Annotated in this window: 19 protein-coding genes; 7 read left to right on the top strand and 12 right to left on the bottom strand. The window is 59.3% G+C overall.

What is annotated here, in order from left to right; translation table 11 throughout:
- Positions 1 to 53 precede the first annotated feature (53 nt).
- The 6 genes from phaC to KJ624_04785 form a co-directional block, all read right to left on the bottom strand.
- The gene (phaC, locus tag KJ624_04760) at positions 54 to 1178 is read right to left on the bottom strand and encodes a class III poly(R)-hydroxyalkanoic acid synthase subunit PhaC (GenBank protein MBU2009138.1); all 1125 of its coding nucleotides are present in this window, start codon (positions 1176 to 1178) and stop codon (positions 54 to 56) included.
- 20 nt (positions 1179 to 1198) lie between these two features.
- On the bottom strand, positions 1199 to 2344 hold the full coding sequence (locus tag KJ624_04765) for a hypothetical protein (GenBank protein ID MBU2009139.1): 1146 nt from the start codon (positions 2342 to 2344) through the stop codon (positions 1199 to 1201).
- A 133-nt stretch (positions 2345 to 2477) separates the two neighbouring features.
- A complete protein-coding gene (locus KJ624_04770) occupies positions 2478 to 2807 on the bottom strand; it encodes a hypothetical protein (GenBank protein MBU2009140.1) in 330 nt (109 codons plus the stop codon).
- Between the two features lie 52 nt (positions 2808 to 2859).
- On the bottom strand, positions 2860 to 3309 hold the full coding sequence (locus KJ624_04775; protein MBU2009141.1) for a helix-turn-helix transcriptional regulator: 450 nt from the start codon (positions 3307 to 3309) through the stop codon (positions 2860 to 2862).
- A 197-nt stretch (positions 3310 to 3506) separates the two neighbouring features.
- Positions 3507 to 4688, bottom strand: coding sequence for an acetyl-CoA C-acetyltransferase (locus KJ624_04780; protein ID MBU2009142.1), 1182 nt, complete (start codon positions 4686 to 4688; stop codon positions 3507 to 3509).
- Positions 4689 to 5696: 1008 nt separating this feature from the next.
- A complete protein-coding gene (locus KJ624_04785) occupies positions 5697 to 6365 on the bottom strand; it encodes a helix-turn-helix domain-containing protein (protein MBU2009143.1) in 669 nt (222 codons plus the stop codon).
- A gap of 585 nt (positions 6366 to 6950) precedes the next feature.
- On the opposite strand from KJ624_04785, the gene KJ624_04790 reads away from it, so the two are divergent.
- Genes KJ624_04790 through KJ624_04805 form a run of 4 tightly spaced genes read left to right on the top strand, consistent with a single transcriptional unit; the run spans position 6951 to position 9389 of the window.
- A complete protein-coding gene (locus KJ624_04790) occupies positions 6951 to 7115 on the top strand; it encodes a hypothetical protein (GenBank protein ID MBU2009144.1) in 165 nt (54 codons plus the stop codon).
- Positions 7112 to 8731 (top strand): recombinase family protein, encoded by a 1620-nt coding sequence (locus KJ624_04795; protein MBU2009145.1) that lies wholly within the window; start codon positions 7112 to 7114, stop codon positions 8729 to 8731. Before KJ624_04790 ends, KJ624_04795 begins: the two co-directional genes overlap by 4 nt.
- Entirely contained in the window at positions 8680 to 9042 is a 363-nt protein-coding gene (locus KJ624_04800; GenBank protein MBU2009146.1) for a hypothetical protein, read from the top strand. Before KJ624_04795 ends, KJ624_04800 begins: the two co-directional genes overlap by 52 nt.
- Positions 9027 to 9389, top strand: a complete 363-nt coding sequence (locus KJ624_04805; GenBank protein ID MBU2009147.1) for a hypothetical protein — start codon at positions 9027 to 9029, stop codon at positions 9387 to 9389. Before KJ624_04800 ends, KJ624_04805 begins: the two co-directional genes overlap by 16 nt.
- Positions 9390 to 9501: 112 nt before the next feature.
- Here KJ624_04805 and KJ624_04810 read toward each other — a convergent pair whose 3' ends face one another.
- The 6 genes from KJ624_04810 to KJ624_04835 are packed head-to-tail and all read right to left on the bottom strand — an operon-like array spanning position 9502 to position 17310.
- Complete coding sequence (locus KJ624_04810; protein ID MBU2009148.1) at positions 9502 to 10263, bottom strand: AAA family ATPase; 762 nt, start codon at positions 10261 to 10263, stop codon at positions 9502 to 9504.
- A complete protein-coding gene (locus KJ624_04815) occupies positions 10260 to 12185 on the bottom strand; it encodes a DUF4445 domain-containing protein (protein MBU2009149.1) in 1926 nt (641 codons plus the stop codon). The genes KJ624_04810 and KJ624_04815 overlap by 4 nt, the downstream gene beginning before the upstream one ends.
- Before the next feature lie 48 nt (positions 12186 to 12233).
- Complete coding sequence (locus tag KJ624_04820) at positions 12234 to 13583, bottom strand: acetyl-CoA decarbonylase/synthase complex subunit gamma (protein MBU2009150.1); 1350 nt, start codon at positions 13581 to 13583, stop codon at positions 12234 to 12236.
- A gap of 9 nt (positions 13584 to 13592) precedes the next feature.
- Positions 13593 to 14543, bottom strand: a complete 951-nt coding sequence (locus tag KJ624_04825; GenBank protein ID MBU2009151.1) for an acetyl-CoA decarbonylase/synthase complex subunit delta — start codon at positions 14541 to 14543, stop codon at positions 13593 to 13595.
- 59 nt (positions 14544 to 14602) lie between these two features.
- Entirely contained in the window at positions 14603 to 16822 is a 2220-nt protein-coding gene (cdhC, locus tag KJ624_04830; protein MBU2009152.1) for a CO dehydrogenase/CO-methylating acetyl-CoA synthase complex subunit beta, read from the bottom strand.
- Positions 16823 to 16845: 23 nt separating this feature from the next.
- Entirely contained in the window at positions 16846 to 17310 is a 465-nt protein-coding gene (locus tag KJ624_04835; GenBank protein MBU2009153.1) for a general stress protein, read from the bottom strand.
- Positions 17311 to 17684: 374 nt separating this feature from the next.
- Here KJ624_04835 and KJ624_04840 point away from each other — a divergent pair, with 374 nt between their 5' ends.
- From KJ624_04840 to mscL, 3 genes are all read left to right on the top strand, one after another.
- Positions 17685 to 18419 (top strand): metal-dependent transcriptional regulator, encoded by a 735-nt coding sequence (locus KJ624_04840; protein ID MBU2009154.1) that lies wholly within the window; start codon positions 17685 to 17687, stop codon positions 18417 to 18419.
- A 1-nt stretch (position 18420) separates the two neighbouring features.
- The gene (gene feoB / locus KJ624_04845) at positions 18421 to 20394 is read left to right on the top strand and encodes a ferrous iron transport protein B (protein MBU2009155.1); all 1974 of its coding nucleotides are present in this window, start codon (positions 18421 to 18423) and stop codon (positions 20392 to 20394) included.
- Between the two features lie 276 nt (positions 20395 to 20670).
- The gene (mscL, locus tag KJ624_04850; protein MBU2009156.1) at positions 20671 to 21129 is read left to right on the top strand and encodes a large conductance mechanosensitive channel protein MscL; all 459 of its coding nucleotides are present in this window, start codon (positions 20671 to 20673) and stop codon (positions 21127 to 21129) included.
- Positions 21130 to 22129 lie beyond the last annotated feature (1000 nt).

The following is a 22129-nucleotide window of genomic DNA, read 5'->3' on the forward strand; positions in this document are numbered from 1 at the left end:
GCGACTTTCCTAGGGACACAAACGATGTGTATCCGGTTAAGGCCAGATGGCCATCATTCTGCCTGCTTCTTTGCCGCCTGCTTCTTTGGAGACCCGGCCTTCCTGGCGCCGGGGGAGACAGGCTTCTCTGGCAGTTGTGACCTTGTCGACAGCCACTCTGCTATGGCTGGCGCCAGTTGCTTCTGCGATTGAGCGCTCACATAGATTCCGATATGACCCCCGCGAAAGGAGAGAATAGACTTGTCCTGACTGGAGACTGCATCATTGAGTGGTTTGCTTGCTGACGGAGGCACAAGATGGTCCTGCTCAGCAAATATGTTAAGAAGAGGCATGGTGATTCTCTTCAGGTCCACCGTCCGAGTCCCTATCTTGAGCTGGTTCTTGATCAACAGGTTCTTCTTGTAGAGGTCGTTTACAAATTGCCTGATTGTTTCTCCCGCTTGACCGGGACTGTCGAATATCCATTTCTCCATGCGCACAAAGTTCTCCGCTGTTTCCTTGTTGTCCAGATTGTCCAACATGCCGACATATTTGTCCAGCATCAGAGAGAAGGGTCTAAGCATAAGAAAGCCGAAATTCATGAAATCCCCAGGTACGACTCCAAAGGTATCGACCACATTGTCTATGTTCAAGGATTTGGCCCAGATATGAAGCAGGCCATCACTGGTGTCGAAGTCTATGGGGGCGACCATGACGACAAGATTCCTTACCTTCTCGGGGTAGAGGGCTGCATATATTACAGAGAAGGTCCCGCCCTGACATACACCCAGCAGGTTGAGCTTGTCCAGCCTGCTCTGCTCCCTAATTCTATTTACAGCGTTGTTAAGGTATCCCCTGATGTAGTCTTCAAGGTTAAGGTAGCGGTCACCTGGCCCGGGGTATCCCCAGTCAATCATATAGATGTCCTGCCCATGTTGCAGAAGGCGCCTCACCAGGCTCCTGTCCTCCTGCAGGTCCATCATATATGGACGGTTTACCAGCGCGTAGTTGATGAGCAGGGGGACCGCACAAGGCTTGTCCACCAGGGGCCTGTAGTGGAAGAGCCTCATCCTGTCCTCGGTGTAGACCAAGTCCCTGGGCGTTGTACCTGTATCCACGTTGGAGATGCTGGTCAGCAACTCCATGCTCTTCAGCAGCTTTCGATTGGTAGCGACAAGCTCACTGGCAAGCTGTTCCATGCTATCCGAGAATGGGGTTCTCATGGCTGCTCCTTCTTTGTTGCCCTCTCTGCTCTTTTCAGTCTGCTCTGCAGTTCAGCCACCTGCTTGGTGTTTCTCCTGACCTCTTGCTTAAGCAGGTACACGCTCTTGTACAGGTCGTTCATCTCGGTCCTGGTAGGTATCGGGAGAGCCTTAAGGTATTCCTCAATGATTTCATGGTAGCGCTTTCGGACTAGCATTATGGCGTCCACAACCTGACCGAGGAGACGGGAGAACTCGGGGGTCTGGTAGAGCTCCTTGACGGCCTCCTCGTTGGTGGTCCACCACAGCTTGTAGAATTCCCTGAAGGTCTTGGGGGCTTGCCCCTTGTCCGACATGCTGCCCAACTCCGTCATCACCTTCTGCATGGCCTCTGTGCTTACCCTGGAAAAGGCCGACCCGAAGTCCGTCGAGACGGAGAAGTAATTCACCAGGGCCTCCGCACCTTGCTGCAGCAGTCCAACGGTCTCTCGCATCGGACCCAGGGCAGGCATTCTGAGCAGCCTCCCCCAGGTCTGTTCATAGGCCGGTAGCCACCAGTTGAGGGCCTCGCCATAGGCTTGAGGGCCTTTTTGCAGGGCCTCTGCCGTCTTCTGCGGCAAGCCCTGTAACGCCGCCGTCCAGGGCTTGGAGAACTGGGATAGGGCCTCGGCGTACATCGTCATCAAATCCGCCGGCGCAGCCAGTGGCCACTTCATGGGTTCCGGGAAGGAGCCTGTGAAAAAGCCCCCCAGCGATGCGTTGTAGCCCTTCAACCAGGAGCTATAGAAGTCCTGGTACGTTTCATGCACCGTCTTCCCTTCGGGCGGTGCCCCGGAGAGGATCTTGGCCGCGTTGGCCCAGAATTCATAGAGCTTGCCGTAGACCTGGGCAGCGCCGAGGGTCTTGGCAAAGGTCTGCCCTCCAATGGCCGAGGGGGTCCCTTTCCAGTATTCCCCGAACATCTCCTGGCACATCCTTTGCCACTCATCATAGATGCGCCCCGTTGCTTCCCACCAGGGACCGGGAGACCCTTTCGCGGCCTCATCCCCTGGAGTGGCCCTGGGGAGTGCAGACAGGGTGTCGGCCCACAAGCGCATATAGCTTCTTTGGGTCTCTAACCACGCCCCCAGGAAATCCTTTTCCCTTCCGTGCTCTGTTGTCATAGGTGAGTCTCCCTCCTAGTTCTGGCTAAGGCCTGACTATGGGGACCGGCGACACATCAGGTAAGAGACTATCTTCGCTCAGGCAAGGCAACCCCGGATGTGCCACCGGTTCTCAGATTGTCCGTCTTGAGGGCTACGCCCTCTTGGACAGGTAGTCCTCTAGCTTCGCGAGATTCGCTTCAATGGTCTTCTGGAACTCATCGCTCGCCTTCTTGTAGGCAGACACCCACTCGCGGGTGACCTTGGTCCCTTCGTCATATCTTGTCTGGCCCTGAGTGAGCGCCGTCTCCAGCAGCCTTTCGCCCTGGGTCTGCAACATGGCGGCGCCGTCCATCCAGTTCCTGAAGGAATTCCTCATGAAGTTCACATATTCCAAACCGGCTTTCTCCACGCCAAATTCTAGCTTGTCCATTTTCGGTTCCTCCTTTCTTGGTTGTTTTTCCTGGGACTTCTTCTCTACCACAGTGCACCTCCTCTCGTTTGGGCTCCCTATCTGTTCTGTCTCGTTGTTTCCCCTATTTCGCCTCCTCCGCCTTCGCAGGGGCCGCCCTATGGGCGTCTTCTTTGCTGGCGAGTCGCTGTCCCTGGGAATAGACTTCAGTGAACCTAACTAATAGCCCCTGGTACTGCCTCAGGGCAGAAGCCCAGGTTCGCAGGAACTCCTCCCCTGCATCTGTAAGGGAATAGACTCTCTTGGCTGGGCCGGAATCCCCCGTTTCCCAGGCAGACATGATCAGCCCGGTTTTCTGCAGCCGACGCAACGTGCGATACACGGTCGTCGGCTCAAAGGAAGCCAGTCCAAACATGGTCAGGGTTTGCATCAGCTGGTAGCCATGCATGCTCCAGTTGCGCAGAACAAGCAATACCCAGGGCGTCAAGAAATCCCTGGGAAACTCAGGGGGCGCCCCAGAACGCGCTGGCGCACCATCCCGGTTCCCCACCCTGTCCGATTTATTCTTCTTCATCTGAAGCATCTACGTGCAGTATGCACTTACATACCAATGCCGTCAACGGCGCTGCGGGCCGCGGAACTGAGCGGGCGGGGAATCACAGCCTAGGGCCGAGCACTTGCTCACGACAGCTGCCATATTCTGCCATTCTCTTTATCTTGCGCGTCCGCCGGCTTTTCTTAGTGATAGGCAGGTGGAACGTAGGGTCGTTATCAGGCCATCTCCACAATCATGCTCACCCCTTCCCCACCCCCCACGCAGAGGGAGGCCATTCCTCGCTTCCCGCCCCGGTCCCTGAGGGCATATAGGAGGGTTACCAGCAACCGGGCCCCGGAACAGCCTATGGGGTGGCCCAGGGCAATAGCACCCCCATTTACATTCACTTTCCCCTCATCCAGTCTCAGCTCTTTGATAACAGCCAGGGCGCCGGCGGCGAAGGCCTCGTTTATCTCATGCAGGTCAATATCCTCTTCCCTGAGCCTCGCCTTTTTCAGCACCATAGGTATGGAATTCATGGGGCCGGCGGAGAAGATACTTGCTTCAATGCCAGCAGAGCCGTGGGCGATGACCCGGGCCATAGGCCTAATCCCCTTCTCTCTCGCCTTCTCCGCCGCCATTAGGACCAGAGCGGCGGCACCGCTGGAGATCTTCGAGGCATTTCCGGCGGTGATGGTTCCCCCCTCCTTGAAGGCGGGGGATAGCTTTGCCAGGGCCTCAAGGCTGGCCTCCCGCTGGGCTACTTCATCCTTGTCAAAAAGCTGTGGGGGCCCTTTCCGCTGGGGGATGGGGACAGGGACTATCTGTTCCCGGAACCGGCCCTCCCTGGTGGCCTGCTGGGCCCGTTGATAGGACTGGAGGGAGAAGCGGTCCTGGTCCTGGCGGGAGACGGACCACTTCTCGGCTACATTCTCGGTGAGCCGGCCCATGTGGGCACCGTGGGTCAGATCCCACAGGCCGTCATGGACCATCCCGTCCACCACCTTCCCATCGCCGAGGCGATAGCCGGAGCGAGCCTGGAGTAAGTAGTAGGGGGCCAGGGACATGTTCTCCATCCCCCCGGCCACAATGATGTCGGCATCGCCCGCTTTTATGGCATATTCGGCCAGCATGACAGCCTTCAGCCCCGAGCCGCAGACCTTGTTGACGGTGAGGGCAGTAGTGGTGTGGGGGAGTCCCGCACGGAGCATGGCCTGGCGGGCGGGGCTCTGCCCCAGGCCCGCAGGCAGCACATTCCCCAGAATCACCTCGTCCACCTGCCCCTTTTCTATACCTGCCCGCCTTATGGCCTCCTCAATAACAACGCGGCCCAGCTCCAGGGCTGAGGTATCTCTCAGGGCCCCTCCAAAGTCATCCATGGCGGTCCTCACCGCGCTGACAATGACTGTCTCCCTCATGTCCTGACCTCCTCTACTCACTTCCGACTCCGACAATACGGGGGACAGGAACTGCTGACCGCTCTGCGCTCCGGCCTCCGCCGTTCCCCCCCCCCCCCACTTCTGGTCTCTCTCGGCTGTGGTAGATGCCCAGACCTACTGCCAGATCAGACTCCCGGCAGTAGCCCGGCCTGCTCCATCCCTATCCCGTGATGGGCCATTCTATCACAACATCCCTTTCTTCTGCTGGCAAGCTTCTGCTGCTGACAAGCTTCTGCTGGCAAGACCCCTTTCTTTGGGACTGGCCCCGGTCGCCGTCTCCCCCTCGGCGGCCTCAACTCGGGCTGCCATGCCCCTAACTGGGCGGGCAGAGGCGGCGTGGGTAGCCCCCGGGGCAGAATGCCAGGGACGGCTGCCAGAGCCCGCTGAAGGAACGCCGAATAAGGCACTGGGATGTCTCTGGCACCGGCTGTATGTTGTGGGGCAACTGGACGAGAGACCGATGGTTGGTCCATGACCATATCTCGCCCTCTGGCCTTTGGGCCGAGCGCGTGCGTCCCCAGTGCCAGATGCGATGGCGATCGGCACTTCTCTTCAAGCAAGCGCCACTGCCCGAGGCGTGCATGGCGAAAACATGGTCTTCTCTTCTTATGACAAACGGACAGATTGTCTCGCTCGGAAGCAAGAAGGGTAGATCCAGCATCCTGCGGATCCGTTTCGCAAGATTCTCAGCCGGCTCTCATCCTCCGCAAGTTTCAGGACCAATACGCAAGGTAAACACAGCGATTATATTAGCCTCGTATCACTTGGCTATTTCTCTGAGTAGTTCGTCTACATGCTCACCTAAGTGTAGACATCTACATACTCACTGGCCTGTGACCCTCCCCCCAGCAACGATGCGACTCGCTAATTTAGTCCCGCTCTCCCGCTACCGCTCTATGTGGAGAAGGCTAGGCTGTATGGGGTCCTGTGTGCGGTAGGCTCACCCCTGGAAACCGCCGGAGATTGCTGAGTTTGCTCACATGCAGGTCAAGGGCCATCGGGGCACCAGCGACACCGACCAGGAATCCTATTCTGTAGGGTGAGTTCCCGAAAGCCCCGGCTGACTTTATCCGTTAGCTCGTTCAACTTCCGCCATACCCTATCTTTGTTCCTTCTGAGCCTAACCAGCTTCTCCTCTCGCGACCGAACCCATTCCGGCGAACCCTCAAAGTGGTGAGGTAGAGGTGCTATCCAGCACCAATAAAATTGCCTCAGCGTCTGGTATCTATTAAAGTCCTTCCAAACTTCCGTTCCTCCAAGGTGCTCCTTCAGGGCTAAATACACAGGGTCACTGTCAACAGGCTGCCCAGCTCTGAGAGTTTGACCCGCATATGGCATTGCCACTTCGCCACGGCTGGTCAGGGGCACCGGCCTACTCCAATCCCTAATCCAATCATCTATGTGGGCTATCATCTTTCGCAACTCATCTTGATGGGGGCCAACCTCTGGCTTGCCGGCAGCTTGCTCCTTGAGTTTCGGAAATCCCCCACCTCTTATTCGCTCCAGCTCATCTTTATGAACCCGCCAGGTGCTGCTATGCGTTATTCGGCTGCCCTTGATATCTCCCTGCCTGAGGTATTCGTATACCCTGTCCAGAGACAGGTCCAGGATCTTGGCTACTTCTTCCACACTGTAGAACTCTTTCTTCACCGCCATCGCTAACCCCAAAGATGCCTTAAGATGCCTTAATTTGAGCAACCACAGACGTACCCTCTATCCTATGATTATAGGCTGTTATAAGGGGGGCGGTAAAGGGAATATATGGGGACAGGGCAGGAACGTTCAATTATAGACTTGGGACGAGGCAGCTCTGCTATTACGCTTCCCAAGCCCTGGCTCCGTTACCGCCGCCTACAGCCGGGCGAAAGAATGCTGGTCGTGACCGGCGGCGGGCTAAGGGCAGGAGTTATCAAGAGGAAGCCGGCTGTCCCTGAAGGGCCAGAGCCGAGAGAGGGTAGCGGTGGGCAACCGCAAGCCTAAAGAAGCCCGCCTGCCCCCGGTACGGGTGCTCGTTCAGGCGGGGCCGGTCGGCCCAGCACAGCGGGCAGCCTGGGCCCGGCTTTGGGCAAAGCTAACTCAGATAGACAAAGCCCCGGCTCCTGGCGGCAAACCGGGAAGCCCTCAAAGCTAGAGCGAGGGGAATATGACTCTCACCAGAAAACCAGGTGATTTTTCCTAAGGCCTCCAAAAGCAGGCCCCAAAGCCCTTGACAGGGCACTACAAGGGCACTACAATAGGAGCATGGGACAGTATGTCAGGGTGGACAAACTCAAGGGAGGCAAAGTTCGGTATTATCTGGTGGAATCCCATCGGGAAGGAAAGAAGGTAGTCCAGAAGCGCCTAAAATACTTGGGGACCGAGCCCCCGGAGGGCTGGCGACCAAAGAAGGGAGAGGAGGGGAAATGAAGATAGCAGCTGTCTGGGCAAGGGTATCCACGCAAGACCAGCGGGAGTTGTCTCTGAAGGGGCAGGTGGAAAGGTGCCGGACAAAGCTAGAGAGCCTCGGCTACCTCGTGCCGCCAGAGCGCATCCTGGCAGTAGACTGGACATCATTGGACCTTTACGCCTGCCCCCAGTTTCGGGAGCTACGACGGTGGGTGAAGGCCGGGGAGATAACAGCGCTGGGGGTGTTGGACCGGGACAGACTCAATGCCCAGGGCCTTCAGCGGCTGAACCTCCTGGCTGATTGTAAGGAGGCCGGGGTAGAACTAATCCCATACCAGGGGCCGCCGATGCTGGAAGGGCCGGAAGGACAATTGGTGGAGCTTGCCCTAGCTATCGGCAAAGAGCGCTCTGTTGAAAGGGCGCAACAGGGAGCGAGGGATGGACTGAGGGACCGGGCGAGGCTCAAGGGTCTCCCCCCAGCACCCAAGAACCCGTATGGGTACGCTTGGAATAGTACAAGGACGAAGCTACAGGCCACCTCAGAGTTGCCCAACGCCGAGTTTATTTGCCGGGCCGCGCTGGAGGGGGTGCCCATCCGTCGTATAAGTCAGGAACTACACCGCCGGGGTACTTCCTCCCCTTCGGGCAAGACGTGGTGGCCGAGCCCCACTATCTATGGCATCCTCACCAATCCCATATACGGTGGCCGGTTTTATGCGCTCCGCCGGGAGATGGTGCTGCCCCGTCACAGAAGGACTCAGAGCTATGGCAAGAGTAGCGGTCGACACAAACCTATCGAGGAGGCCTTCCTTCTCCCCAATATTATGGTAGAGTGCCCGCCACTGACCTGGGATGAATGGCTGGCCCTTCAGGGCCGCCTCAAGGTCAACAAGCTTCAGGCGCAACGTAACGCCAGGCGGGACTACTTGCTGCGCTCCCTCATTATCTGCGAGACCCACCGCCGCCGCTATCGGGGTTCTGTCCATTGTGGGAAATGGCGCTACCAATGCCCCACCTGCTATGACCAGGCAGGCAGTCCCTGCCCCAGGCCCTACCTTTTTGGGCCCGAGCTAGAGGAGAAAGTCAAAGCTATATGTCGGCAGGTCCTGTCCTCTCCCGAGGTGTTAGAGCAGGAAATACGCCAGAGGGCAGGTCGGGTGGAGGCCACCTTGGAGTCTCTGCAAAACAGCCTCGCGACGCTGGACAGAAGGGGGGCCCGCAACCGGGACATGGAGGCCAACCTTCTGCTGGAACGGGCAAAGGGGAACGCCTCTCCCGAAGCGTATGAGCGCTGCCTGGCAATGCTGAAGGCGGAGCGAGTCTGGATTGCTGAGGAGCGTCAGCGCCTCCAGGCCCAACTGGACACAGCTCGGCAGGGGGAAGCTACGCTCTTCGCGTTGGCTCAGGTAAGGGAGAAGTTGGCGACCAAGCTGGATAGTGCCGCCAATGAGGACTGGCGGCTAATCTTCAGCGCCTTGGCCCTGGAGCTCCATGTTACCGAGCAGGGGAATGTTGAAGTCGCTCTGGCTTTACCTGTGGAAAAGCCCTCAATTGTATCAAGCGCCCCTTTGTCCGCCTCCGGGCCATGGCCGGGCTCCTCGGCCGCTACCGGGAGGGGGGGCTTTTTGAGGGCCTGAAAAGTGCCGTGGCCCTGGCGAGGAGCGCTTCTCAGGTTGAGGCCGCTCTCATGGTGCCCGGGCTGGGGCGGGCCAGGGCGGCGGCCATAGCGGTGAATGTCCTCCTGCCCTTCTTTTATGCTCTGGGCCTGGAGGGTGCCCGGGAGCTCTTCCTGGCCTATCCCCTGCGGGAGGAGAGCGGTCTGGTGCGGCAGATGAGGGAGCAGCTGGGGCTGGGGCCCCTCTCCCTGGCCTGCCAAGAGCAGGGCCTCCTCAGACTCTACCAGGCCTTCTGCCGGGAGGGAAGGTGCGGGGAGTGCCCGCTTTCGTAGTCCACCGCCACCAGGCCCGCCAGCTCCACTTTGACCTGCGGCTGGAGATGGAGGGGGTGCTGAGGAGCTGGGCGGTGCCCAAGGGACCGCCCCCAGCCCCCGGGGTAAAGCGCCTGGCCATCGCCGTGGAGGACCACCCCCTGGGGTACGGGGCCTTTGAGGGGGTCATCCCCGAGGGGATGTATGGGGCGGGGAGGGTGGAGATATGGGAGCGGGGGCAATACCATCTGCTGGAGGAGAAGCCCGACCGCCTGGTCTTCCGCCTGGAGGGTGAAAGGCTGCGGGGGGAATATGTCCTGCTTCATACCGGGGGTGACCAGTGGCTCTTCTTCCAGAGGAAGGCTTAGTTGCGATAACTCCCTAACAGAGTGAGCCGAGACCCTTCGCTTCGCTCAGGGTGACAACATAGCGTGTCATTCTGAGCATGGCGAAGAATCTCGTAGCGCTAAGTAGATACTGCTATCTTGCCAGGAGCAGTTTTCTGGCTATCTCCTCCACCCCCTGGCGCAAGGGTGAATCAGGGGGAAGCTCTTTCACGGGCTGGCCGCGGGCCTCCAGGTCGGCGAGGGCGGGGTCTTCGGGGAGGCGCTGCACCAGCTCCAGGCCCCCCTCCTCAATGACCTGGGATATCTCTGCCGAGATGGGCCCCTTCACCCGGTTCAGCACCAGGGCCACCCGCCCCACGGAAGTCCTGAGTTCCCGGATAAGCTCCTTCATCTTCCGGGCGGTGTAGACCCCCTTTACCGTGGGGTCCGATACCAGGAGCAGGAGGTCTATGTCCCTGGTGGTCTGGCGGGAGAGGTGCTCCATCCCGGCCTCGCAGTCTATCACCACGTAGTCATAGTGGCTCCCCAGCCGGTCTATTATCTGGCGGAGCATGTTGTTGGCGGCGCAGTAGCACCCCGGCCCCTCGGGCCGGCCCATGGCCAGGAGGTCTATCCCCGGGGACTCCGACAGGGCCTCCCGCACCTTCAGCTCTAGATAGTCCTGCTTGGGCAGGGAGGGGCTGAATTTTCCCCCCTTCACCAGAGTGAGCATCTCCTCCCGCGCCTGCCCCACCGTCTCCCCCAGGGAGAGGCCCAGGGCCAGGGGCAGGTTGGTGGAGGGGTCGGCATCTATGGCCAGCACCGTCCCCTTTCGGGAGAGGAGCTCAATGAGGAGGGCGGCCACGGTGGTCTTGCCCGTCCCGCCCTTTCCGGCCACGGCAATGCTCAGGGTCATCCCTTCTCCTCCAGCTGGGCCTTCACCGAGGGGAAGAGGTTGATATCAGTGTGTGGGAGGAAGAGGGCGGCGGTCATCTCGTTCATAAAGGTGTTGTCAGCGATGAGCTCCAGGTAGGTCATGCGGCGGGCTATCTCTTCGGCCTGGGCCCTGGCGTACTTGGAGATGAGGACCTGTATGGCCCCGGCCAGGGAGGTATTGCCCAGGAAGTGGAACTTTTCCCAGGGCAGGTCGGGGAGGAGGCCTATCTGGATGGCGCTCTCCACATTTATGTGCTGGCCGAAAGCCCCGCCGATGAGGACCTGCTCTATCTGGTGGAATTCTATGCCCAGGGTCCGGGCCAGGACGGCGATGCCGGCGTAAATAGCGGCCTTGGTGCGGAGGAGGCTGTTGATGTCCACCTCGGAGATGGCGATGTCCTCCCCCGCATCCGTCTCCTCGGCCCAGGCCAGGACATACTCGGTCCCGTGCTCCCCCCGGCGTGCCCGGGGGCGCTCGGGGGTGCGGGAGACCACGAAGTCCCCGGCGATCTTCCCCGCCCGGTCCATGACCCCGGTGAGGAACATCTCGGAAAGAACGGTTATCAGGCCGGAGCCGCAGATGCCCTGGGGGGGCCTGTCCCCAATCACCCGGAGGGTGGGCTGGAGGGTGGCGGAGTGGATGCGGACCTCCTCTATGGCGCCGGGGATGGCCCTCATCCCCCACCTCATCCCCGCCCCCTCAAAAGCAGGCCCCGCCGAGCAGGCGCAGGTGGTCATGAACTCCTTGTTCCCCAGGACGATTTCCCCGTTGGTCCCCACATCCAGGAAGAGGGTAAGCCTGTCAGCCCGGTAGAGGCAAGAGGCCAGGACCCCGGCGGTGATATCCCCCCCCACATAGGCGGCCACGGCGGGGAGGGCATAGACCGGGGCCTGGGGGTTGATATTGACCCCCACCTCCCCCGCCCGGACCTCGGGGAAGAAGGAGGTGGTGGGGACATAGGGCTCCTCCCTGATAGGTTTGGGGTAGAGGCCCAGGAAGAGGTGGGTCATAGTGGTATTGCCCGCCACCACCATGGCCTCCACCTCCCCCGGTTCAAAGCTGTGGGCCCGGGCCAGCTCCAGGAGGAGGGAGTTGATGGTGTCCGTCACCAGCCCCTGGAGCTCCTTGAGCCCTTCCCCCTTCTCGCTATAGACGATGCGGGAGATGATGTCCTCCCCCCGCAGGACCTGCCGGTTGCGGGCGGAGGCGCCCCCCAGGCTTCTGCCGGAGCGCAGGTCCACCACCTCCATGACCACGTTGGTGGTCCCGATGTCCACCGCGAGGCCCAGGAGGGGCCCTTTCTTCTTCCCAGGGGAGAGGTTGACCAGCCGGGCCTCCCCATCGGGGAGGTAGAGGTCCAGGGTCACCTTCCATTCCCCTTCCCTGAGGGCGCGGGCCAGGCGCTGGAGGTTGGGGAGCTCCACCCTGAGCCGGTCCAGGCCCTCCTTCTGGGCCAGGGCACGGCGCAGGCGGTCCAGGTCCGTGGCGGGGTCCTCCAGGGTGGCGGGGGGTAGCTCCAGGAATACCTGGCGGAGGGAGGGATAGAAGGGGAGGGGACAGGGGACGGGGGCGGCCCGGCGGCTGGCGGCGCTCTCCACCGCTACCCTTTCCCTTTCCTTTAGCGGCGGCACCGTCAGCACCAGGTCCCCTGCCACCCGGGCAGTGCAGGCCAGGACCCAGCCATCCTGCTGCTGTTTCTGGGTGAGGTGGGGGTTCTCCCGCCGGGTGGCCTCACCCTCCTGGATGCGCACCAGGCACCGGCCACAGCGCCCCTGGCCCCCGCAGGGGGTATCGATGATGACCCCCGCCCGGGTGGCGGCGTCCAGGATAAGCGTCCCGGGGGGGGCCGTGACCTCCCTGTTTTCAGGGAGGAATAGAATCCGGCAGGCCCCTTTCTCCAAATCGTCCTCCCTGAGGTATTCTAAGGCGCTCTCAGGTGGGCTGCTGGTCTAGTTCTTCCAGTGCTGCTTCAGGAAGCCCCCGATGTCCATGGCCTCGGGGGGCCCTACCAGGACCTGCCATCCGGGCAGCTCCTCCTCCAGCTCCCCCTTGAGAACTGCCACCTTGCCCGGGAGGATGAGGGAGTGGTGAGAGACCGTCTCCCCCGCCTTGAACTCCTTCACCGTCTTGGCTATCCTGGCGGCATCAAACTTCCCCGCCGCCCAGGCGGTGAGGACGGAGAGCCCCTCGGTGTCGCACACCAGGAGCCAGGAGGGGAAGCCCGAGGACTCCAGCTCCCCGGCAATTGAGAAATAGGTGAGGGAGAAGTTGGTGGTAACACACAAGGGGCTGGCCTCCTTGGGGGCCCCCAGCTGATAGACCCCCGGCTGCACCTGGATGGGCTTCTGGGGGTCGGTATAGATGTTCAGGCGCAGGGCGAGGAGGGGATAGGCCAGGGAGGGGGAGAAACGGTCCAGCACAATAACCCCGGCGTATTTGGCAACCTGCTGGGCCGCCAGGAGGGCCTCCTCCTCCTGGTCCTTTGCCCCCTCCCCGGGGAAGGTGATGACGGGGTGGCCAAGGGGGCGGAAGTTCTTTTTTAAGGCCAGCCTCCTTATCTGAGTAAGGGTGACCAGGGAGGAGGCGAAGTCCCTGGCCCCCGGGTCCAGGACGATGTCCTCCACCCCCTTCTGGCTTATCTTCTCCACCTGCCCTGCCAGGGCCTCCAGGCCCGAGGGCTCCGCCACCGCCAGGGGGCACTTATACTTCAGGGCCAACTCTGCCATAGCCTCCCAGTTGTCCCTGGTGGCGGCGTAGAGGAGGGGGCGGCGGGGGGCAACCTTCTCCAGGACCTGGGCCAGGGCCCCCGGCCCCGCCATGAGCACCAGGGGGAGGTCCCCCTGCCCGTCCACCGCTTCCAGGGCCCTGGCAAGGGCTGATGGGTCCCCGGAGGCGTTTTCCAGGGCCAGGCCGTCCAGGCCCAGCTTCATCCCCACCCTTTCCACCTGGTAGGAGGCTATCTCCTGGGCCCTTCTCTTCAGCTCCTCTACGGGGGTGGTGTCCTTAAGCCGCACAACAATTCCGGGGGGGTGGTAGAAGGTCTTCTCGTGGCGGAACATCACCACCTCGTTGCCCACCTCTATCTTCCTCTTGTCGGCGCCGATGGTCACCAGGTGGATGGGAGGGCGGGCGGCGGCCTCCAGAGCGGCCCGGGCCTCTGGTGAGAGGTATGGGCACTGGGTGATGGGCACCGCCTTCTGGGCCACCTTCATGGCGAAGGCCAGACAGGTGGGGAAGCTGCATTCCTTGCAGTTGGTCTTGGGCAGGTGTTTGTAGATCTCTATCCCGGTGAGGGGCATTTTTCCCTCCTATTTACCCGAGAGGGCCTGGATGGCCCTCTTCACCTTTTCCACTGAACGGGGGTGGCGCAGGACCACAATATCCGAGCCGGCGTGGAGCAACCCGATGGCGGTTATCTCCTCCCAGAGGAGGGCCCGCTCCTCCCACTCCCCCCAGGAAGGGGGCATCCCCCCGGCGGCCCTGGACTCCTTCTGCCGCCAGGTCTCCTCTCCCACGGTGTTGAACATGGGCATGGCTGTCATCTTGTCCCCCGTGAGCCCGGCCAATCTCAGGCGCTCCATAACCGAATAGCTGTATTCCAGGCCGTAGCCCAGGGCACCGGTGGAGGGGTCAACAAGTACCTGGTCGGGGGAAAGGCCCAGGTCCAGGAGGAGGATGTTGAGCTGTTTGGCCAGGTTTATCTCAATAGGGGTCTTGGCGATAGCCACATGGCCATCAGCCAGACAGGCGGCGGCGATGGTGCGGTAGTTCTTCTCCACGCAGGGGCCGAGGGCCACCCGCTGCCCCCGGGCTACCTCCGAGGCTGCCACCAGGACCTCGTTGTCCTTGGCCGGCACCTCGGGGCCCAGGATGATGAGGGGGAGGTCCACCGCCCCCAGCACCGTCTCCACCACCCGGCGGGCCTGGTCGGCCCCGGTATCCCCTTCTTCGGGATGGGCGCTGGCCAGGCGGAGGCAGATAATCTCGGCCCCGAACTGGGTGGCTTTTTTTGCCCAGGCGCCCGGGTCTTTGAGGGCATCACCCCAGGCCCCCGAGAGAGGGGCGGGCCAGTCCCTGGGTTCCCTGTCCCGGACCTCTATGGCTACCACCGGGGGGTGAGGGAGGGCCCCCTCAAAGCGGAGGAAGGGGAGGGTGGTCTCCCCGCCCACCACCACCTCCCTCCGGCCATTGCCTCCCAGTCTCACCTCATGGACCTGGCCCACCCACTTCTCTACGGGCACCTCTGCCACGACTGCCATCCTTCTCCTTTCAGGCCACAAAATCTCCCCTCACCTGGCGGGCGAGGGGAGGCATTTCTCTAGAGGATAGGGGGCAGGGTCAGGGCGGGGTGGCCCACCTTCTCCAGGAAGGGGACGAGCTCCTCAACGGTGGTGACGCCAGTGCCATCGGCTATCTTGTCCATGAGGTCCGGGACGCCCTCCCGCTCACACACCTGCTGGAGCTCTTCCGCCATCTCCTCCTTCAGGTTCTTGCTCATCCACACCACCCTCTTGATGCCCCCTTCTGCCTTGATGAACTTCTTGCTGGTGACGTAGAACTTGCCGTGCCCCATCATGCCCGGGGTCTGGAGCCCCCCGCCCACCAGGCCCATCAAGGTGGTGAATGTCATGCCCAGGGGGGTCATGCCGTAGTCGTCCCGGGACACAATCATCACCCCGTTGGCCTCGGGCAGCAGCGCCATGACGCACTCGCAGCAGCCGCAGGTGGTCATGGGGGCATCCATCAGGGAATAGACGGTGAAGCGGTTCACATTGTTGTGGGAGCACTCATAGATGAAACTGTTGACCCCCTCCCACTCTCCCTTTTCCGCGTCAATGACCTTTTTCTTGGGGATGGGCTGGTTGGAGCCCCTGGGGTTTATCTCATAGGCGGCCCGGCAGTCCAGCCAGTTGTAGGCCCCGCACAGCCCCACTCGCTCCGGGTTAATGACGCAGACATGGTTGGGGGCGAAGGACTGGCACAGGGTGCAGCTGTAGTAAGTGTCCACCGCCTCATCGGTGAGGCCGGCGGTGCGCACATTGCGCTCCTGGTAGACCTGGCGGGCCTTCTCCAGAAGCTCCCGCACCTTGCTTTCCTCTGTGTAGAGGGTTATCTGCACCTTGTCCACGATGGCCCCGAACTGGTTGTGGAAGTTGGTGTGGAGTATATCTCCCAGGTGTTTTATCCTGAAGCCCTTGGCCACGGAAGGCTTGGCGAAACGGATCCAGGCGATGTCCCTCTGGCCCATGTGCTGGATGCCCTCGGCCCCGTTGATGAAATGGTGTATCTGGCGCTCCAGGACGGGCTCAAAGTCCTTGTTCATCTTCCTGCCCGCTACCTCCACCAATATCCCCAGGGGGACCTTGCCCGGTGGCAGGGTATCTATATCCGGGCCCACCACTGTAATCTTCCCGTCCTCCACCTCATCCATGCCCCTCATGGTGAGCCATTCAAAGCAGACCCCGCCCTTGCCCCCAAACTCGTGGGAAAGGTTCTCCTTCCTCACCACCTCCCCCTCAAAGGCCGGGCCGTAGGCCACAGGGATGGGGACCTTGGCAATCTTTACCTTGATGCCCCGCACCTCAATGCAACGCTGCACCAGCCTCTCCGCCCTCTCCATGTCATCCTTCCCGGGGATGTCGTCAAAGGGCAGGCTTACCACGTGCTCATACCTCGTAATCCCCACCGGCAAGATATTGGGGATGGCGGTGTCAGCGATGACGGGGAAGCCATAGTTGATGGCCCCGGCAGCGGTGGCGTATTTGAGTTCGTCCACCGGCCCCAGGGCCAGAGCGAAGGCGAAGCAGCGGAACTTGTTGTAGAGCAGTATCTGGCGGAAGTCCCCGGGCTTCACACCGCCAAAGCTGATGGCCGCCCGGCTGGCGTAGCCCAGGGCGTAGACAGCCGAGATGGTGTCGGTGCCAAAGGGGACCGTGAAGGTGTCATACCCCAGGTCCACCCCCGACTCCAGGAGCTGGTCCACAATGGAGCGGCCCTTGTTATTGCCCGAAAGGAATATGAGCTGGCCTTTGGACTGGAGCTCCCGCACGATCTTCACCGCCACTTCGTTGCTCTTGGCGGCCCCCACGATGGCGGCAAACCCGGGCATGCGTCCGTCCACCATCTGGATGCCCCAGGCCCTCATCTGCACATCGTCAATGGGGCCGTTGAAGCGGAAGCCGTTCCTCGTCTCCGGCTGCTCACCCCGGGCAAACCTCAGGCCCTCGATAATTTCCTCGGCAAAGAGGGTGGCCATCCCGGCGTCCAGGGTCTCTCCCAGGTAGGGAAGCCACACATTGTCCCGGGGCACGTCCGGGAGCAGGCTCTTGGCGAGGTCCAGGGGGACCTTCAGGTCCGAGAGCTTGGATACCTTGTGGCCGGTCATCGTGTAGATGGTAGGGAGAAAATAGGCCGTGTTGGGGAAAGCTATGGCGACATCGCGGCCCAGTTTGACCTCTGTTTCCTTGAGGAGCCTCTCGGCTTCCTTGACCACGCCGTGGGCCCCCTTGATAGCCTGGGTAGCTATAAAGCGAGACATCTGGTCCTCTCCTTTTTCTGGGACTAATACCTGCGGAAATCGCCAGTCATCTTGGCATCTACGGGGTCGGTAGCAGTCATCCGCTCCGCCCGGGGAAAGCCGCCCTCAGCCTTCTCCCCCGGGGTCACCTCCGCCCGGAGGAGCAGTCGGCGGACCTCTCCCTCCTTTTTCTGGGACTGGACAGTGAGCAGCACCCCTCCCAGCTTCAGCCCCATCTCGTAGTAGCCCAAGACATCCTGGGGCAACTCCAGAGTCTTCAGAGGGGCCTCCTCATTCTGGGCCAGGGGGCCTAAGGCTATCATCTCCCCCACCCCGGCGAGCTGCCGGCGGGCGGGGTCCTTCCCCATTTTCCCGGCCAGTTCCAGGCCGACATCGCCCTTTACCAGGATGCCGATCTCCTCGGACTTGAAACCCTTCGCCAGCAGGTCTGCTACTGCCCTTGCGGCGTGGCCGGGGTCCCGGAAGAGCTTAACTATCGCCTTAGACATATCCCCCCCTCCTTGTTCAAATCAGGGTATTTTAGCACCTCTCCCTTCAGGGCGTCAACCGCCCTGAAGGCTCCTGACCTTTTGGCCCAGGGCCAATAGCGTTTCTGTTGGAGATGGGGCAGAGTCGAACTCACACCGAAACGCGACCTCGCCGTAGTCCTGATCTTGTCCAGGGAAGCGACTCGACGCCTGCAGCAACAGCACCCGCTGTCCAGGCATTGGAGCAAAACGGGATACTCGGTTACGTTCAAATCCCCTTGATGGGGCAAGACATCGGCATATGGAACCAATTGCTTCTTGACAAATGCGCCTATTTTCGCTAAAGTTTAGGGGAGCCTAAGTGTTAGGCAACCCTAACCGGAGGGGTGATTGACATGAGCGCTAGTACTGAAGAATATCTGGAGGCCTTGTACACGCTAACCCAGGGTAACAAGGCTGCGACGACCTCTCAAATATCTAAACGCATGAAGATCGCACCGGCGAGCGTAACCGAGATGCTAAGAAAGCTGGCTGATACTGGATTCGTAAATTACTCACCCTATCAGGGAGTCACTCTTACCGCGAAGGGTTTCGAGATAGCTGAGAAAATGGTGAGGAAACACAGGCTCCTGGAACGCTTTCTGCATGATGTTCTTAGAATCGGGGATGACCGGGTCCACAAGCAGGCGTGTGACATGGAGCACGTGTTGTCCGATGAAGCTGAACGAGCTCTTTGCCAGACCCTAAAATCGCCAGACAGATGTCCCGACGATGAGCAGGTTATCCCGCCGTGTAACCTAGGTTTTGCCACCTGCGAGGAGTGTCGGAAATGGGATGGAGATAATCTGGAAGAATTGGGCAGGAAAAGACTAAACGTGGTCTCAATGTCCACACTGAAGGAGAATCAGGCGGTCACAGTTGCTTTTATAAGGGGAGACAACAAAGTGCTTCGCAGGCTGTTGGACATGGGTTTGACACCCGGAACCAAAATACGCGTCAGCAGAATTGCGCCTCTGAAGGGTCCGGTGGAGATTGCGGTGAGAGGTTCAAAACTCGCTCTCGGGGATGAGATAGCATGTAACATCTTTGTCACAAATGATTCAGGTGATTCGGAGATAGCGAGTGGCTAATCTGGCATCATGTCATTCGACGCAGACTGTAAGGAAAGATAGCCGCGGCAAAGGGAACCGCCTGACGATTGCTCTGGCCGGAAATGCCAACGTCGGCAAGAGTGTAATCTTCAATCAACTGACGGGTTCGCATCAGACCATCGGGAACTGGCCCGGGAAAACCGTGGAGAAGGCCGAAGGGCTGCTACGCTTGAACGAACATGACGCCATTGTTGTAGACCTGCCGGGAATCTATTCTTTGTCCACCTTCTCTCTGGAGGAGTTGGTCACAAGGGAATACATCGCCCATGAAAAGCCGGATGTCATCATCAATGTCATTGGCGCTGCAATTCTTGAGCGAAACCTCTTCTTCACTCTGCAGCTGATGGAGATGGATGTCCCGATGGTCATTTGTCTCAACCAGATGGACATCGCCGAGGGAAAGGGAATAGTCATTGATGCGGGCAAACTGGAAACCATACTGGGTGTACCAGTAGTGCCAACCATAGCTGCCAGGGGGAAGGGAATACGCGAGCTAATCGAAAAGGCCATTGAAATTGCCCGTGCCAGACAAAGGCCCCCAGGAAAGACCATCAGGTTCAACGGCGGCGTGGAAGCGTATATAGAAGAGCTGACCGACTTGGTTGAATTGGAGCAGGTCAACCTTAATCTTTCTTCCCGCTGGGTGGCTATCAAGCTACTTGAGGGCGATTCGAATATCAGGGAACTGGTCAGTCTGAAGTCGGAAAACGTAATTCGCGCCTCCGAAGCCGTGGCCAAGAAAATAGAGGAAGTCTACCAACAACCTGGCTTCACTGTGGTTGCTTCGGAGAGATATGCGCTGGTAAATCAGATTGCACACGAGGTCCAAAAACAGGAGGTGGTCAAGCCCGCATTTTCAGACCGGCTTGATAGATTTGCCACACACAAGGTGTTTGGCTACGTTGCAGCCTTTACCGTGATTGCCATCCTGCTGCTGTGGACATTCATCGTGGGGAATCAGCTCTCCACCTGGTTTTCAAATGCCTTCAACTTCTTCCAGCCCATAAACCCGAAGCTGAGCGGAACCTTAGTAGGCATCTTCTGGAATGGCATCTTTGGTGGCTTTGTAGCCGGAGTCACCCTGGTCATACCTTACGTTATCCCGTTCTATTTGATGTTGGCCGCGATGGAAGATTCGGGCATCTTGACACGCGTGGCCTTTATGCTGGACAGTGCCATGCACCAAATTGGACTGCATGGGAAGGCCATCATACCTCTGATCCTGGGGTACGGGTGCAATGTGCCCGCGATATACTCTACCCGAATCATGGGAACCAGGCGGGAACGCTTGATCGCAGCATTCGCAATCACCTTTGCCCCCTGCACTGCGAGGACCATAATCATCTTTGGCCTGGTGGCCGTATTCGTGGGCATTGAGTGGGCACTGGCGCTCTATGCGATTAACCTGCTCATAATGGTTGCAGTGACCAAGCTGGCCGTGAAGGTGATCCCCGGTCAACTGACCGGACTGATAATGGAGATGCATGCTTTCAAGACTCCCTCTCTGTCCGTAATAGGCACGCAAACATGGGCCCGAACCAGGTCGCTGGTACTCATGGTCTTCCCGTTGTATATGCTCTCGACTGCTGCGGTTCAGGGAGCATATGCCACAGGCTTGCTTGAACCACTGAATAGCGCCATGTCCTTTCTCACTGTGGGGTGGCTGGGTCTTCCAGCGATTGCGGGAACACTGTTGATATTCGGTGCGGCTAGGAAGGAGTTAATTCTCCTCGCGCTGGCAGCTATTGTCGGCACTAATCTAGCCTCGGTTCTCACACCAGTTCAGTTCATCGTGCTAGCCCTGGTGGGTACAATATACCCGTGTATGGCAACTGTTGGCGCACTGAACAAGGAATTCGGCTGGAAGGCTGCGGCCTCAATTATTGGGGCGAACCTGGCTACAGCCATATTGGTTGGAGGTGTTGCCGCAAGGCTACTGACTCTGGTGTTGTGACCGGGCCACTGAGGTCTTTGGCCTGAATCTATGCAGCGAAGTGGCTAGAGTATCGGCGTTAGCAGGGTGATGAAAAAGTCCCGTAGAACGAGACCTTAGCTTTGGACCTGTCGGATATTTCGTATCTGCGTTTGGTTGGGCACCCCCTTTTTCAGCACCCTGCTAGAGAATATGGCTCAATAGTATTCTAAATCCAATCGCAATGTTGTGAGGTCGTCCGGAGGCTTGATTCAGAGGGTCTGACGACGTACGATAAGGGACCGAAAGGAGGGCAGTATGCTCAAAGATCTCAAGGCGTTCATCATGAGGGGCAATGTGGTGGACATGGCAGTAGGCGTCATAATCGGTGCTGCTTTTGGTGCCATCATAGGCTCACTGGTAAAGGATGTTGTTATGCCGCCCATAGGTCTGGCCCTGGGCAAAATTGATTTTTCCAACCTGGCTGTCATTCTCAAAGAGGGCTCCACTCCTGGACCTTATGCGTCTGTGGCTGCCGCCCAGGCCGCCGGTGCTACTTCAATCAACTACGGCCTCTTCATAAATACCGTTGTCAACTTTCTGATAATTGCGGCGGTCGTATTCTTCTTTATCGTCCGTCCCATCGCCAGATTACAGGCTCCCAGGAAGGTGGATGTAGCGGCTGCACCGATAACCAAAGAATGTCCCTTCTGCTTTACCAGTATTCCAGTCAAAGCCACGCGTTGCCCCAACTGCACCTCACCACTGACAAAGTAGAGGGGAACCTCCTGCAAAGCTTTCGGCCATAGCGCCCTGGTGGTCCTCTCCAGCAGGCCCAACTGGAGGAGGCTAACCACCTGGTCGGGGAGCAGGAGGTTCGTTCAGGCGGAGGATGAATGCATCCTAGGAGCCGCCCTGGGCCTGGCCAGGCAAGGCGCCGTTCGTAGCGCCCACCACCTGACGGCAGAGCCCCCCCCCAGGCGCAACCTCCCCAACTGGGAGACCCATACACTTGTTTCATTATAGCAGGAATAGTCAGCAGAAGCAAATAGGACAGCGACCTCCGCCGCTTGTCAATAGTCACATCGACATGTTCCTTGCTCCCACTTCCCTCTTGCCCTACCGCTGTCAATAGAGATGTGATAGAATCGCTGCATGTTACGAACCCAACCTCAAATGTTGGAAGGAGGCTTCTTGTGAGTGAATCCTTGAAGCCACAATGTTTTGTAATAATGCCATTCTCCAAGACAACCGATAAACACACAGAAGAGTATTGGAATGAGCACTTCCAAGAATTCATTAAGCCTTTGATCCAAGAACATCCACTCCAGCCGCACCGGTCAGATCCACTCAGAGGAGACATCTTGCGCCAAATTGTTACCGACCTCGTAACTGCGCCAGTCGTTGTAGCCGATCTCACGGACTTGAACGCAAATGTTCTCTGGGAATTGGGAGTTCGCCAGAGTTTCAAACACGGCACCATTACTATTGCTGAGGATGAAGGCGTCAGATTGCCTTTCGACCTAGCAGGCTGCTGAAAAACTCCCTTGAGTTGACTGACATGGCAAGCAGATTGTGGAGGCCCTTTCGGAACTATCCTGACGTTCAGCCGGATGTACGCCGAAGTTGGCCGTCCGTCCATACCTCCCGAGCACCTGCTCAAGGCATGTCTGCTGATTGTCTTATACTCAATCCGCTGGGAGCGGTGTTAGCGGAAGCGCGTGACAGGAAGCTGCTGTCGGAAGACCACTTCACCGTGGATGGCACCTTACTGGAA

The organism is Chloroflexota bacterium (assembly GCA_018825785.1).
Classification (GTDB): domain Bacteria; phylum Chloroflexota; class Dehalococcoidia; order JACVQG01; family JAHKAY01; genus JAHKAY01.

Bases quoted from the DNA above. Each gene is read 5' to 3' on its own strand.
- phaC (MBU2009138.1), bottom strand. From the start codon at position 1,178: ATGGAACAGCTTGCCAGTGAGCTTGTCGCTACCAATCGAAAGCTGCTG.
- KJ624_04765 (MBU2009139.1), bottom strand. From the start codon at position 2,344: ATGACAACAGAGCACGGAAGGGAAAAGGATTTCCTGGGGGCGTGGTTA.
- KJ624_04775 (MBU2009141.1), bottom strand. From the start codon at position 3,309: ATGAAGAAGAATAAATCGGACAGGGTGGGGAACCGGGATGGTGCGCCA.
- KJ624_04780 (MBU2009142.1), bottom strand. From the start codon at position 4,688: ATGAGGGAGACAGTCATTGTCAGCGCGGTGAGGACCGCCATGGATGAC.
- KJ624_04785 (MBU2009143.1), bottom strand. From the start codon at position 6,365: ATGGCGGTGAAGAAAGAGTTCTACAGTGTGGAAGAAGTAGCCAAGATC.
- KJ624_04790 (MBU2009144.1), top strand. From the start codon at position 6,951: ATGGGACAGTATGTCAGGGTGGACAAACTCAAGGGAGGCAAAGTTCGG.
- KJ624_04795 (MBU2009145.1), top strand. From the start codon at position 7,112: ATGAAGATAGCAGCTGTCTGGGCAAGGGTATCCACGCAAGACCAGCGG.
- KJ624_04800 (MBU2009146.1), top strand. From the start codon at position 8,680: ATGGCCGGGCTCCTCGGCCGCTACCGGGAGGGGGGGCTTTTTGAGGGC.
- KJ624_04810 (MBU2009148.1), bottom strand. From the start codon at position 10,263: ATGACCCTGAGCATTGCCGTGGCCGGAAAGGGCGGGACGGGCAAGACC.
- KJ624_04820 (MBU2009150.1), bottom strand. From the start codon at position 13,583: ATGCCCCTCACCGGGATAGAGATCTACAAACACCTGCCCAAGACCAAC.
- KJ624_04825 (MBU2009151.1), bottom strand. From the start codon at position 14,543: ATGGCAGTCGTGGCAGAGGTGCCCGTAGAGAAGTGGGTGGGCCAGGTC.
- cdhC (MBU2009152.1), bottom strand. From the start codon at position 16,822: ATGTCTCGCTTTATAGCTACCCAGGCTATCAAGGGGGCCCACGGCGTG.
- KJ624_04835 (MBU2009153.1), bottom strand. From the start codon at position 17,310: ATGTCTAAGGCGATAGTTAAGCTCTTCCGGGACCCCGGCCACGCCGCA.
- KJ624_04840 (MBU2009154.1), top strand. From the start codon at position 17,685: ATGAGCGCTAGTACTGAAGAATATCTGGAGGCCTTGTACACGCTAACC.
- mscL (MBU2009156.1), top strand. From the start codon at position 20,671: ATGCTCAAAGATCTCAAGGCGTTCATCATGAGGGGCAATGTGGTGGAC.